This window comes from Corallococcus sp. CA041A, from assembly GCF_003612075.1.
Lineage (GTDB): Bacteria > Myxococcota > Myxococcia > Myxococcales > Myxococcaceae > Corallococcus > Corallococcus exiguus.
In genome coordinates, this window is record NZ_RAWF01000266.1 from 1 (window position 1) to 13,547 (window position 13,547).

Here is a 13,547-nt window from a genome sequence, read left to right on the forward strand (position 1 = left end):
CCCATCACCTGCAACTCGAAACCGCCCTCGGGGTTCCTGTGCCGCACGAGGATGACCGTCCCATCCAGGTGGGCCAGCGTCATCGGCTCCAATGTCCCTCCGGCCTTCCCCCAGTCATGCACCGCGGACAGCGACAGCATGTACTGCAAGGGATTGCGTGGGCGGCCGAAGAGAAGGTGCTGCGCGTCCAGGACGACTTCTGCTCCCATCAGCCGCGCACCCAGCACGTCCGAGGCGAAGGCCTCCACGTACACAGGTCCCAGCAGGCCCGTCACCACCGCCCCGGCGGGGTGGTAGTCGGGGTTGCCTCGGTTGTTGTAGCGACGCACCAGGTGCCCGGACAGCAGGGTGTAGGACTCCAGGGCGCCCATCCACAGCGAGTTCGGGGCATCCCCTCCCACCGTGAGGATGCGCACCACCTGGCCCCAGTCGGACAGCGTGTCCCAGTCCTCCTTCCGCACGAGGCCGGCCCCTTCCCCACCGCCCCACATCCGCAGCCGCACCGGGGCACCCAGGCCGAGGTGAAGCACTCCGGGTCTGGCGACCACCAACCGCGGCGCCACCTGCAGAAAGCCCTCGTCTCGTCCCACCGTCCCCCGCGAATGCAACGCCAACGTCGTGGTCTCCAGGCTCACGAGGTTCGCCCAGCGCGGGCTTGAGTCGGGCGGCGAGGGGCGCGGAGGAGCGTCCTTGAGCTGTGCCTCTCCCTCCTCACCGGAAGGCTCGAGCGGTACGAACCCATCCGTCTCGGTGAAGAGGGAGTCCACCACCGCTTCAGAGTCCTGGGAGTCGGCAGGCTCCTCCGCCCACCCCGCTCCGGATAACAGCGGCAGCAACACGACGGCCCAGCTCCGACGCACGAACATCGACGCCTCCCGAGAAGGGATCCACTATCGGACGGCCGAAGCCAAAGCGGACCTGGAGGTGAGCAATGCTCCCTCACGTCCCCGCGATGCTCCTCGACGTTGGCGTGAGACTCAGGGAAACGTCACGTCAGGGGCCGGCGTGGTCCCAGGCTGGATCCTCCGCCGCGAACTGTTGGATCCACCCTCGCACGGTGAGTCCCGCGCCGTTCGCTGCTTCCGGCTGGGAGAGGAGCACGTGAGGATTGCCCGGCAGGTAGAAGGTCTTCACGTTCGGCGCCGCGGAAGCGCGGACCGCCTCCAGGCCGGACTGCACCTGCGCGCCTTCCAGTCCGAAGTAGAGGGAGATGGTGCCGTCCTGGAGGTACCCGAGCATCCCGTAGCGCCGGGGAGCGGGGAGCAGCCGCGCGGACGCGCCCAGCACCGCCGACAAGCCCGTGTCGCACCCGGTGCAGCCGGGAGGGAACTCCATGCCCCAGCTCGCGCGCATCGTGCCGTAGCGGCCATCCCCCTGTGTGTTGATGATGAGCCCCGAATCATTCAGCACGTCCACCCGCGCCCAGGGCAGGGCCTTCTGCACGCGCCACGCGTGGAACGTCGCCCCGTAGCCGCCCGCGCTGATGCCGGTGAGCCAGACGCGGTCGGCCTGGGGGAAGGTCGGCTGGAGCCGTCGCAGGTACGCATCCATGTTCCGGGCGCCGACGTGTTCGACCTTCTTGGGGCCGAACCAGTCATACGTCTGGATGCGGGTGCCCGCGTGGAGGTCGCCCGTGCAGTAGGGGATGTAGACGAAGCTCGCGTCGCGGAAGGGATTGCGGACGTCGTCGCGGTCGAAGAGCGCCGCGAGTTCCGGCGCGCGGGCCTCGGCCAGCACGGGATCCGCACCCATCGTGTCGGTGATGTGCGTGGCCGTGCCCAACGCGCAGGCGGCGGCCTCCCAGCACGCGCCACCGCCCGCGAGGAAGACGACGACCCGCTTGGAGCGGTCCGTGAGGTTGACGGCCATGCCCGTGGACGTCCCGTTCGCGCAGTGGGCGTCGGAGACGGGCACGAACGTCCAGGATTCAGGGGGCGCGTCGATGGGGGCGCCCGCGTCCACCGTGTAGGGGATGGACGGGAGATCGTAGTCACCCGCTCCCGCGTCCGGCGGTCCCCCGCTGTCTCCGGGAGGATTCGCGCAGGCGGAAAGGACCAGGATGCCCAGGAGCGTCACGAGGCGGGTCGGCATGTCTTTCAATAACACACATGCCGTGCGGTGCTCGCGCTTGATTCGCGCCCGCGTCAGTGCTCGCTCCCTGTCAGGCTGGATCCAGGTTCCATGCCCCCTCCTCCCAGCGCTTCAGCACCTCCGAGGCCTCGAACGCCGCCAACCCTTCGCCGCCCGCTGCATGCTCCAGGACGGCCTTCGCTTCGTGGGTCCTGTAGCGAAGCAGGTATGCCGCTGCCGCGACTCGAACATCCATTCGTGAGTGCTTCAGCAGGACCGTGAGTGCCTCGCGACCTTCGTCGCCGATCTCCCGAAGCTTCCTCATCGCGGCCTGGTACTTCTTCGCGTGCTTGTTACCGGTCTTGGAGTCTCCCCGGAAGATCGCGTCAGTCTGCGCCTCAACGTGAGAGGCGAATTCATCGACGAGTGCCGCAGGCGTCATCGCCAGATTCCCTTCTTGATGTTTTCGATGCTGCGCAGGCCGAATGCCCGTTGAGATTCAAGCGTCTGAGCACTCAGCCACTGCCGCACGGTCAGTGATTCCGAGCCGGTGATGAACGGACGTTTGGACGAATAGAACGCGCTCACGAGGTTATGAAGTGCTTTCTCGAGCGGAACGATGTTCTCCGTATTGTGGAGCGCCTGCGGCCCAAAGCGCGCCACGTTCCCATTCGTTTGTTCCACGATGTGGTGCCACTCCTTACCCTCTCCTGCTGGCCCCATGGCCCGCTTGAACGACTTGAAGGACGAGTAGCCTTTCGGGCCGCCCGGCGGCGTAGCCTCCTGCGGACCTCCTCCGTTCCCGCCTCCTGATCCTGCCGCGTCTCCGGCCCGCTGGAGGATGATCGCGGCCCCAGGCCCCGCGCTCAACACCGACGCTGCATGCCCCACTGGCACAACGACGCGCTCCAGCGCCAGTGCCCCCTCCGCGGACAGCGCGAGCACAGGCACCGTGGCCTCCGCCCCCGCCGCTAGGCCCGTCACCGTGCGTGTCGTCGCCGATGCCGCTCCCCAGGTGGCGAAGATGCTCGTCGTCAGCCGCGCCACCTCGCGAATCTGCTCTCCTTCCGTCATGTACTGGAAGCGCTCCCAATATGCGGGCGACGACGAGATGAGAGCTGCCAGGCCGGCAGGCAGGTTGCTCAAGCCAACAAGGCTGTCCATGGGGCGGGAAAGCGCGTGCCCCAGTGCATGGTACAGATCAGCAAAGGCGTCCTCGGCCCCATCCAGTGAGCGGTTGATGACGTCCGCGTCGTCGTACACCTCCGCTAGGGGCCGCCGGTCCGAAGCCTGAAGCCGCGCGTCCACGGCGCGGAAGACCCCATCCTTTCCGCTGTAGAAGCGGCCCAGTTCGAAGCCGTTCGCGCGGAAGGCCCCGTCCCGCCACACAATGGGCGCCACCTTCTGCTGCGTGCGTCCGGTCAGGGCCCAGGCGAGGTAGCCATCCGGCCGGAGCACCGCCAATTGCTCGCGAGAAATCCTCATCACCCTCCGAGCCAACTCCTCGCGAGAAACCTCGCCTCGCTCCAGCACCTCTTGCAAGAGGAAGCCTGCCGCCATGCGCGGTGGAAAGGTGCCAAGCGTTACTGGCTGTTCCATCAACCGGCCCAGCACCTCCACCGCGTCGTCCGGCGTGAAGGGATTGCGGCGCAGTGGAAGCTCGTCTGGATCTTCCAACCCGGCTCGTACCAGCAGCTCCTCAAAAGACTCCAAGTCCAGCAGGCCCATATCCAGGGCCTGCCGTGAAACCTTTCCGGAGGGAGCAATGAGGACCGTACCAACTGGCACGCGCTGTCGAAGGACTCGCGAGCCTCCTCTTCCGGAAGCTGATTCCACACCAGCACAGCCTGCCAGCAGCAAGACACAGCCTAGAACTGCGACACATGAAAACCGCATCGTCCACCCCAGGGCGCCCTATGGAAAATGTGCGCCTCCGGATCCTCCCACCCGACAAGGGAGTACCCTCGAAGGATAGCGTGACGAGGGAGGCATCGTGGACGGAAGCGAGCACATCGCTTGGCCGGGCGGGCTCGGTTGCTGGCCATTGAGAACATCGGGAAAGGGCTCTAGTGATGAAGTTGGAGGATCTTGTCGCGCAGTTTGCCCGGAACGTGGTCGCGCAGAACCAGGCCATCTTCCGGGGAGACGCCAAGACCGGGAACAAGCACGCCAGGAAGTACGGTGCCGCCGTCGACAAGCTCCTGGCCCACGGCAATGTCGGACGTGACGCTCTCGCAGTGCTGCTCAAGCATGAGCGAATGGACGTGCGTGTGATGGCTGCCGCACATCTGCTCCGCTACCGGACGGCCGAAGCCAAAGCAGTCCTGGAGGAAGCGGCCAAGGGACAGGGACTGGTCCCGTTTGGAGCGCAGCAGGCATTGAAACGCCGGGAGGCAGGAACCTGGGCGCTCGATCCCGGTTAGCTCACCTCGAGCGAAGGACCCGCATTCGCGCCCGCGTCAGCGCTCCATCCGCGCCAGGAAGTGGGCCGCATGGCGGGGCCTCGTGCTGTTGTCGTAGGGGCCCGGGAGTGGTGATGCCCAGCCGCCGCCACGTTCACGGTGGGCGCGCTGTCCGCCACCGCCTCCCCAGGGCGACGGACGGAAGCACCGTTCTGGAGACAGCCCCCTCGCTTCCGTCCTGGCTCCTGTAGCGAACGAGGACGGAAGCGATTGCGTGGGGGCGCCCTGCCCTTCAGTACAGGGCCCGCGGCCTTACGGCAGGTACGTCACCTCCAGCTTGGGATGCTTCGACGCGTCCGGGGACTCACGCGAGTAGTAGCTCGTGAGGTAGTACGGGCTGGAGAGCCGGAAGGAGACCCGCCGGTCGGAGGCATCCGAGGCGGCCTGGAGAACGGGGATGAAGTTCGTATCCTCCGTGACGCCCACCTGGTCGAAGTACGGGTTGTTGGTGGGGTACCAGAGCCACCACCAACCCAGGGGGGAACCGGTGGCCGCAGGCTGGTTGTTGTACGTGATGCTGTACTCACCCCAGTTGTTGTCCGGCACCAGGTACGTGTAGACGTTGCCATCGCCACCGGGCGAAACGCCCCAGAACGCCGTGGCGGACAGCTTCACGGACTGGATGACCGCCCCCGCGGGGATGCTGGCCAGGTTGAACCGCAGGAAGATCTTCCGGTCGAAGCCGTAGTTGATGACCAACTCCTGCGCGCTTCCGTAGTTCCAGTCGGACTCCCCCCAGTAGTCGTGGTTGACGTAGGCATCCGCCTCCGGCTCCAGCACCGTGGTGACGGGTCCCAACTCATAGGTGAGCGTCAGCGCCGGACGCTGGGCCGCGTTGGTGACCTCACGCGAGCGGTAGCGCGTCTTGTAGCCCGGCGAGTGCAGCCGGAAGCTCACCTGCTTGTCACCCGCCAGCTCCCCCTGCACCACGGGGATGAGCGCGGCATTGGAGTTGATGCCCCGCTTGTCCTCCGGCGTGAAGTCGTACCAGAGGAACCACTCGCCCACCGGGGTCGCCGCCGGTGCGGGCCGGTTGTTCCAGGTGATGCCCATCTCTTGCCACGAGTCATTCGCGACGAAGGACGTGTACACGTTGCCGTCGCCCCCGTACGCGTAGCCGTCATAGGCCAGCGCGCTGAGGCTGGCGGCCGTGATGACCGCGTTCGCGGGCAGACTGCTCAAGTCGAACCGCAGGTAGGCCTCGGCGTACCCCCGGTTCACGATGAACGTCCCATGGTTCCCGAAATTCGAGTCCGGTCCGTCCGGCGAGACGTAGGAGTCCGCGACGGGCGTGAGCGTCACCGTCGTGGACGCCGCCAGCGCCAGTGACGGGGCCGATAGAGCGGCCACCGCCAGCAGGGTTGTTACAGAAGATGTCGACGGAAGTCTGAAGCGACTCATCATGTCTGCCTTTTCGTGAAGAGAGCATCGATTGCTCCCAATCTCACGGACACGATGGAGTCGGTGTGTATTCAGGCCGGGTTGCATCCCGGGAAATGGAGGGTCGGCCATGAACCAGGCCGCCCGCGCTCAAGGGAAGGTCACATTCCCGAGCGTGATGCTCCGAGGCCCATCTGCCTCCCAGAGCTTGAGCGAGAAGGGCCCGTGGACTTCGGCCGCCGGAGCCTCTGCCTCCACGATCACGCGTCCTTCGGGTCCCCCCGGCAGGATGGGCTTTGCTTGCCACACGCGAAGGATCTTCAACTCCTCACCGGACCTGCCTTTGAGCGTCGCCCCCTCCGCCCTCCACGGCAGCGTTCCAGTCTCTACCTCAATCCTGACATCCACAGCCGCCAGCTTGCTGGAGCGATAGCTGTAGATTGTGGTCGGCTTCAATGCACGGGTCACCGTCATCGCGACGGACCTCGTCAGGACCTGCCCCGCCACGCCATCCGGATTCAATCCGTCATTGATGAGGATTCCCGTCAATCCACTTGGCGCCCCATGGTCAGACACCATTCGTGCCAGCTCCTCCTTGCAACGGAAGATTTCCACCCGTGCATCCCGGATCTCCTGCTGGTACGTCTCAATCGTCCGCTGTTCTCGGTAGACTTCGATGGTGGCCTCTGCTTTCGCCGGATGCACCTTCAGCAGGAACACCGCGGTCGATGGCGCTGCACCGTCCCGGAAGCGCACCATCAGCTTGAACCGTTCTCCCGGTATGGCGCTCGTCGTGGGCATGAGCCTGAGGGTGGCCTGCCCCACGTCTACGAGCGAAAAGCGTTGTCGGCCTTCCAGTTCAATGCTCTCCCGCTGTAACTCCGAGTCGAAGAGAAGCATCGTGGAAAGGCCCGGGCTGATCATGATTTCGCTGATGGTCCCAGTTCCCTCCGGACTCAATTCAATGCGCCGCGAACCTGGCACTGAAGATGAAACCTCTGGCTGCGCGACCGCCGCGGTCCCAATGAGAGGCAGCCCCAGGAGAACGACCCATGAAAAAGGAGGCACTCGACAATCTTTCCGTTGGAGTTGCTATTCGAACTCAGCGACCGCCTTCACAGTGGCAATCGTGAAGATGTGCGCGCGAGACGGAGAGTCATCGCCTGGTTCTCGCACGATCCCCCTCGGCCCCTCTTCAGCATGGACATCAAAACATACAGGGAAGCTGTCACCCTGCGGCGTCGTCGCCCAGGTGAGGCGAGCATAGACGCGGTCACGCACGATGCTCCGCCCGGACAAGGCGGTCCTGCCCGGCAGGCCCCTTCCTCCGCCAATGATGAGGACTTCGACAGGGCCCTCGCCAATTGAAATGACCCGAGGCTCGCCCAAATCGAAGCGCACTGGCGTCGTGTCCCCAATGGCTACCCCCCACTTCGCCATGGCCTTCACGGCTCCAATCGGACACGGCTCCGGCGGCGGAGGCTGGCGCACCTGCGGTCCAGGACACGCGAGCGCCGTGCAAGCCGCCGCAGTGCTCACCGCACGGGCCATGACGCCCAGTCCTTTCTTCGCGGGCTTCTGGGGGAGCTGAAGGGGCTGCGTGTCTTTCGGCGGCGTCGTCACGGTGGCTGAATCCTCCTGGAGCGTCGCGGGGAGCGCGACGGCCGCGGCGGTGGCCTTCGGCCCGGTGGGGGCCGCGGCGCGGTCAGCTTGAGGCGACTCGGAAGAAGCCGCTACTTCCTGACGGGCCGGGTCGCCCCCCTCGATTCGGGACGGCCAGAGCATCCGCGTCGCCCCCGCTGCGAACAGCACCAGGACCAGCGCAACCGTCGTCCACGCCCGCGAACGCCCACGTGGTTTCGGCGCCGCCTTCACGAGGGGTTGGGGGACGGCCATCGCGGCTTCGGCGGCGGGCGGAGCTGCCCGCTTGCCCCGGCGGGGCCGGTACAGGGGCGCACGCAGCCACAGTTCCTCGCTGTCCCGGCCCCCTTCCGTCGTCGCGCTGTCCTCACCGTAGGCATCGCAGAGCGGCACGTTCCACTGCGCGTCCGCGCCCGCCAGCACCCGCTCCAAATCCGTCACGGCGGCCAGGGCGCTCAACGTGCGCGTCTCCGGCGTCTTCTCCAGCAGGCGCATGCACACATCGCTCAGCGCTCGGGGGACCCGTGCGTTCTCCACGTGCGGCGCCACCGGCTCGCGGTTCATGACGGCCTCGATGAAGCTGGGGTCGTCGGCCTCGTCGAAAGGCTTCCGTGCCGTCAGCAGCGCGTAGAGGACCAGGCCCATTGCCCATAAATCGTCCGGAGGCCCGGCCTCGTAACGGGCACCGAGCACGTGGACATGCTTCCGGAAGAAGCGCCACGCCTCCGGGGCGCGGTACTCCGGCGTCGCCGGCGGAAGGATGTCCACCGTCAGCCCCCGCGCGCCCTCGTAATCGCCGATGCCGAAGTCCAGCAGCTTGGCCACGCCGTCCGAGGCCCGCACCATGATGTTGGCTTCCTTCACATCCCGGTGCAGCACTCCCACCGCGTGCGAAGCCGCCAGCGCCCGCGCCACGCCCAGCACCACGCGCGCCACCTGTCGCGCAGAGGGGTTCTCTTCGTCCGCCCAGACGTCCAGCCGGCGCCCGTCCACGTACTCCATGGCGATGACGGCGAATTGCGGCGCCCCGGGCGGCCACAAGCCGTATCCCTGAAGTCCCACCACGTTGGGGTGGTGCAGCTTCAAGAGGATGGAGACCTCCCGCTCCACCCGCTCACCCACGCGGGGCAGGTGCAGCAGCTTCAAGGCGAAGGGCTGGCCCGCGTTGCGCGCGAGGTACACCGTGCCGAAGCCGCCCTGCCCCAGCTGGCACTCCACCGCGTAGCCCAGCACCTCGGCCCCGGGCGGCAGGATGGCGGGTGGCGGCCTCATGACGTCCTTCCTCGGGAACTTCGGGCCACTCGCATGCGACGTCCTCTCCGCGCGGGCGTGCACGCTGCCAGCAGCCCGGTGTCGTCTGATAAACCTCGCGCGGCACCAGGGATGCCCCAGCTGCGCATCCTCCTCCACCTGCTCCCGAGCCGGTCCCATGAATGAAGAACTGGCCATCACCCTCGGCAGAACCGCCCGTGCCGCCCGCGAAGAGCAGGGCCTGACGCAAGCCGAGGTAGGCCCCCGCGTCGGCCTTCTCTCCACCGTCTACAGCCGCCTGGAGCGCGGGAAGATGCTGCCCAGCGTCCCAACGCTCTACCGGCTGTGCACGGAGCTGAAGGTGTCCCCGGAGGACATGCTGGGCCTCACCGCCCTGGTGCGAGGCCGCAAGGGCCAGCGCCCGCGCCCGCGTGAGGACGAGACCCCCGCCCTGCGGCGGCTGCTCTACCTCGCGCGCAAGCTGGACGCGGAGAAGCTGGAGGCGCTCCTTCATGTCGCCACCGTCCTGACCCGCTGAAGGCTGCTACTTCCGCGGGGGCAGTCCTCCGAACTCGTGCTCCTCCAGTCCTTCAGGGAAGAGGCCACCCTCGCCGAACTCCACCGCGTCCCGCAGGCAACTGCCCTCGGCCAGCACGAGCGCCACCTCTTCGGAAGCCTCGTGGCGCCCATAGCCCGGGTCCCGTTCCGCCAACGCGGCACGGAGCGCGCCACACAGGTCCGCCGCCGTGGCGAAGCGCTCCGTCGGGTCGGCTCGCAGGGCCGTGTGCAGCAGCGCCTTCACGTCCGGCGAGAGCCCCGCGACCGCCGCTTCGACGTCCGCAGGGCTGAACCTCGCGAGCAGGATGCGCATCTGCGTCAGCGGCAGGGAGGGGAGGATCTCAATCCGCAGGGGCGCCAGTCCCGTGGGGACCAGGTGCACGTCCTGCACGTCGAAGAGGTGCTTGCCGGTGAGTAACTCCACCAGCAGCACGCCCAGGCTGAAGACGTCGGAGCGCGGAGACAGCGGCTGCTTTTCCAGGTACTCGGGCGAGGCATAGGCCACGTCCCCCCGGACGAGGTTCATGGGGGACTCCTCGCGCCCCACCATCACCGAGTACGCCGCGCCGAAGTTCGTCAGCTTCACTCCGCCGTGCGCGCCCACGTAGACGTGCCGGGGATTGACGTCGCGGTGGATGATGCCGAGCGGCCTGCCCTCCTCGTCCGTCAGCGCGTGTGCATGGTGCAACGCCTCCGCGAGCTCCGCGCCCACGTAGAGGCCGAAGGCCTCGGAGACAGGCCTGCCGCGCGCAACCCCCGCGCTGACCAGCGTCTCCAGCGAAGGCCCGTCCACGTGCTCCATGACGACGTGCAGGAAGTCCTCGTGCACCTTCCGGAAGTAGACCTGGGCGATGCCGGGATGGTTGAGGCGGAAAGCCAGCTGGACCTCCTCCACCAGCCGCTTGCGGCGCAGGTAGGTGGAGGGGTTGGGCAGCCTGCGCACGAGGCAGAGGCCCGACAATGCGTCGTCTGCTTCCTGTCTCCGACGGGCCAACATCAGCAGCTCCCCCGTCTGCATCCGCACCAGCTCGCGGACGGCCTCGTAACGGATGCCATCGACGCAGAAGAGGAAGCGCGGCGCCGCGGGCGTCGGCGGAGGCTGGCGACGCGCGGGCTGGGTGCTACCTCCGCGGTCGGGGGTGGACGGGGTCATGACTCCTCCGGGCATGAGCAGGGGCGCGAGCGCGCCGCACGGGGAGTCTTCACTTATTGAACTTTAAAAGTCCACCATGCTGAATCTATCAGGTGTTCTTCATGACCGGCGCGACGCCCTCCGCCTCTCAGGAGGTACCCAACGTTTGCTTCAGCTTCGCCAGCAGGTTGAGCGCGTCCAGCGGCGTCATCCGGTCGATGGATGCGGTCCGGAGTGACTCCAGCACCTCCGCATGCTCGGGAGGCGCGGCCACGGGAGCCGGCTGCGGAGCCCCACCGAACAGCCCCAGCTGTCCCGCGTTCACCGGGGCCACGCGCTTCGTGGAGCGCACCGCCACGCGGGGACGGCCCGCGTCGTCCAGCTCGCCGGACTCCAGGTTCTGGAGCAGCTCGCGGGCGCGCGACACCACCTCCGGCGGCAGGCCCGCCAGCTTCGCGACCTCGATGCCGTAGGAGCGGCTGGCCCCGCCGGGAATCAGCTTGCGCAGGAAGATGACCTTGCCGCCCTGCTCCTTCACGGCGATGCACAGGTTCTTCACCCGGGGCCGCTCGCGCGCCAGGTCCACCAGCTCGTGGTAGTGCGTGGCGAAGAGCGAGCGCGCGCCCACCTTGTCGTGGATGTGCTCCGCCACCGCCCACGCGATGGACAAGCCGTCGAACGTGGACGTGCCACGGCCAATCTCATCCAGGATGACCAGGCTCTTCCTGGTGGCGTGATGGAGGATGTGGCTGGTCTCCGTCATCTCCACCATGAACGTGGACTGCCCTCGGGCCAGGTTGTCCGCCGCGCCCACGCGCGTGAAGATTCGGTCGCACAGGCCGATGCGCGCCGCCTTCGCCGGCACGAACGAGCCCGCCTGCGCCATCAGCGCCGTCAGCGCCACCTGCCGCATCACCGTGCTCTTGCCCGCCATGTTCGGGCCGGTGATGACCAAGAGCTGCGCGTCCTCTGGATCCAACCGCACGTCGTTGGGGACGAAGGACTCGCCCGCGCCCAGCATCCGCTCCACCACCGGGTGCCGGCCGCCGGTGATGGTCAGCCCCTCGCCCGCGTCCACCTGGGGCCGCGTGTAGCCGTACTCCGCCGCGCACCGGGCAAACGAAACCAGCGCGTCCGCCGTGGCCACCGCCTCCGCCGCGGAACGGATGCGCGGCGCCGCGGCGATGACCTTCGTGCGCAGCTCCTCGAACAGCTGGAGCTCCAGCACCACGCGGCGCTCCTCCGCCGTGAGGACCTTCTCCTCGTACTCCTTCAGCTCCTCGGTGACGAAGCGCTCCGCGCCCACCGTGGTCTGCTTGCGGATGTAGTCCTTGGGCACCGCGTGGAGGTTCGCCTTCGTCACCTCCAGGTAGTAGCCGAAGACCTTGTTGTAACGGATCTTCAGCGAGGAGATGCCCGTGCGGTCCTTCTCCCGCTGCTCCAGCTTGAGCAGGTAGTCCTTGCCCGTGGTGGACAGCGCCACCAGGTCATCCAGCTCCGCGTGGTAGCCCGGCCGGATGAAGCCGCCCTCGCGGATGATCACCGGCGGCTCGTCCGTCACCGCGCGCATCAGCAGGTCCGCCAGCTCCGGCAGCGCCCCCAGCGGCCCGGACAGCGACTTCAAGAGCGACGCGTCACACCGCGCGAGCGCCGCGCCCAGCTTCGGCAGCTGCGTCAGCGACAGCCCCAACGCGCGCAAATCCCTCGCGTTGCCCGCGCCCAGCGACAGCCGGCCGCAAAGCCGCTCCAGGTCGCCCACCTCCTTGAGGGTGGCCACCAGCTCCTCGCGCCACACGCTCTTGCCGGACAGCTCCTCCACCGCGTCCAGCCGCGCTTCGATCTCCGGCAGCGAGCACAGCGGCGCGGACAGCCAGCGCGCCAGCTTCCGCGCGCCCAGGCCCGTGGCCGTCCTGTCCAGCACGCCCAGCAGCGACCCCTTGCGGCCGCCGTCGCGCAGGCTCTTGAGCACCTCCAGGTTGCCCCGCGAGGACTCGTCCATCACCAGGCAGCCCGCGCGCTCCTGGCGCGACAGCCGGTCCACGTGCGCCGCGGGCGTCTTCTGCGTGTCCTTGAGGTAGCGCAGCGCGGCCCCGGCCGCCCCGGTGGCCAGCGGCGAGCCGTCCAACCCGAACGCGGACAGCGACTGCACGTTGAAGTGCGAGCGCAGGAACGCGGAGGCCCGGGTGTGCTCGAAGGCCGCGCCCTCGCTCTCCGCCACGGCCGGCACGCGCGACAGCCGCTGGCACACCTGAACCACCTCCGGCGCGTCCCGCATGCCCTGCGGCACCAGCAGCTCGCGCGGCTCCACGCGCGACAGGCCCTCCACCAGCTCCGACAGGCCCTGCGCCTCGAAGGTGTAGAACTCGCCGGTGGACGCCTCCAGCAGCGCCGCGCCGAAGCCCGCTTCCCCCCAGCACACGGCCGCGAGGAAGTTGCTGGCCTGCGGCTCCAGCACCTCGTCGTCCAGCACCATGCCGGGGGTGATGACCCGCGTGACTTCCCGCTGCACGATGCCCGGCCCCGCGCCCGGCTCCGTCACCTGCTCGCAGATGGCGACCTTGAGGCCGTGCTCCACCAGCTTCGCGATGTACCGGCGCGAGGAGTGGTACGGCACCCCGCACATGGGGATCTTGTCCGCGCCCTTGGCCCGGGCCGTGAGGGTGATCTGGAGAAGCTCCGAGGCCTTCACCGCGTCCTCGAAGAACATCTCGTAGAAGTCACCCAGCCGGAAGAAGAGCACCGTGTCCGGATGGAGCGCCTTCACCTCCAGGTACTGGCGCATCATCGGGGTCAGGGAAGCGATCTCCCGCGCACCCGCGGGGGCCTCTCCCGTTCCGACTTCCGGAGTCGTGTCCACGTCGGGCAGCACCACGTCCGCCGCCTTGCCTGTCTTCGCCTGCTGCGTCAACGCCATCCCCGACCTTCTCTCACGACCTTACCCCCGGATCAACGAACCGGCGCCCCTACCTGGTGCGTATGCCTACCACCGGCGTCCGACATTTCGGCGGGCTCCTTTCCGAAAACGGTTTGCTGGCCCTCCGCCCCTGTCTCTT

Annotated in this window: 10 protein-coding genes and 1 pseudogene; 2 read left to right on the top strand and 9 right to left on the bottom strand. The window is 67.7% G+C overall.

The features are described from left to right. From D7V77_RS33970 to D7V77_RS33985, 4 genes and pseudogenes are all read right to left on the bottom strand, one after another. Positions 1 to 866, bottom strand: a pseudogene (locus D7V77_RS33970) (hypothetical protein); the annotation flags it as partial. A gap of 127 nt (positions 867 to 993) precedes the next feature. Continuing rightward, complete coding sequence (locus D7V77_RS33975) at positions 994 to 2,091, bottom strand: pectin acetylesterase-family hydrolase (protein WP_120580424.1); 1,098 nt, start codon at positions 2,089 to 2,091, stop codon at positions 994 to 996. A 70-nt stretch (positions 2,092 to 2,161) separates the two neighbouring features. Beyond that, complete coding sequence (locus D7V77_RS33980; RefSeq protein ID WP_120580425.1) at positions 2,162 to 2,512, bottom strand: DUF2019 domain-containing protein; 351 nt, start codon at positions 2,510 to 2,512, stop codon at positions 2,162 to 2,164. Then, positions 2,509 to 3,798 carry a hypothetical protein gene (locus D7V77_RS33985; protein ID WP_120580426.1) on the bottom strand — a complete coding sequence of 430 codons (1,290 nt, stop codon included), beginning with the start codon at positions 3,796 to 3,798 and terminating at the stop codon, positions 2,509 to 2,511. Before D7V77_RS33985 ends, D7V77_RS33980 begins: the two co-directional genes overlap by 4 nt. Before the next feature lie 344 nt (positions 3,799 to 4,142). Between D7V77_RS33985 and D7V77_RS33990 the strand changes: the two genes are divergently transcribed. Further along, entirely contained in the window at positions 4,143 to 4,493 is a 351-nt protein-coding gene (locus D7V77_RS33990; RefSeq protein WP_120580427.1) for a DUF2019 domain-containing protein, read from the top strand. 291 nt (positions 4,494 to 4,784) lie between these two features. Here the strand turns inward: D7V77_RS33990 and D7V77_RS33995 are convergent, their stop codons facing one another. The 3 genes from D7V77_RS33995 to D7V77_RS34005 all read right to left on the bottom strand — a co-directional run bounded on the left by D7V77_RS33995 (position 4,785) and on the right by D7V77_RS34005 (position 8,825). Further along, positions 4,785 to 5,936 carry a DNRLRE domain-containing protein gene (locus D7V77_RS33995; protein ID WP_158624544.1) on the bottom strand — a complete coding sequence of 384 codons (1,152 nt, stop codon included), beginning with the start codon at positions 5,934 to 5,936 and terminating at the stop codon, positions 4,785 to 4,787. 126 nt (positions 5,937 to 6,062) lie between these two features. Continuing rightward, positions 6,063 to 6,980 carry a DUF2381 family protein gene (locus D7V77_RS34000; RefSeq protein WP_169849527.1) on the bottom strand — a complete coding sequence of 306 codons (918 nt, stop codon included), beginning with the start codon at positions 6,978 to 6,980 and terminating at the stop codon, positions 6,063 to 6,065. Positions 6,981 to 7,004: 24 nt separating this feature from the next. Further along, entirely contained in the window at positions 7,005 to 8,825 is a 1,821-nt protein-coding gene (locus tag D7V77_RS34005) for a serine/threonine-protein kinase (RefSeq protein ID WP_120580429.1), read from the bottom strand. Between the two features lie 157 nt (positions 8,826 to 8,982). On the opposite strand from D7V77_RS34005, the gene D7V77_RS34010 reads away from it, so the two are divergent. Continuing rightward, positions 8,983 to 9,342: a helix-turn-helix transcriptional regulator gene (locus D7V77_RS34010; protein WP_120580430.1), complete on the top strand. Its 360-nt coding sequence runs from the start codon at positions 8,983 to 8,985 to the stop codon at positions 9,340 to 9,342. Between the two features lie 6 nt (positions 9,343 to 9,348). Here the strand turns inward: D7V77_RS34010 and D7V77_RS34015 are convergent, their stop codons facing one another. Together D7V77_RS34015 and mutS are read right to left on the bottom strand one after the other, a co-directional pair. Continuing rightward, positions 9,349 to 10,515, bottom strand: a complete 1,167-nt coding sequence (locus D7V77_RS34015; protein ID WP_120580431.1) for a serine/threonine-protein kinase — start codon at positions 10,513 to 10,515, stop codon at positions 9,349 to 9,351. Between the two features lie 127 nt (positions 10,516 to 10,642). Further along, positions 10,643 to 13,408, bottom strand: coding sequence for a DNA mismatch repair protein MutS (gene mutS / locus D7V77_RS34020; protein WP_120580432.1), 2,766 nt, complete (start codon positions 13,406 to 13,408; stop codon positions 10,643 to 10,645). Between the last annotated feature and the right edge of the window lie 139 nt (positions 13,409 to 13,547).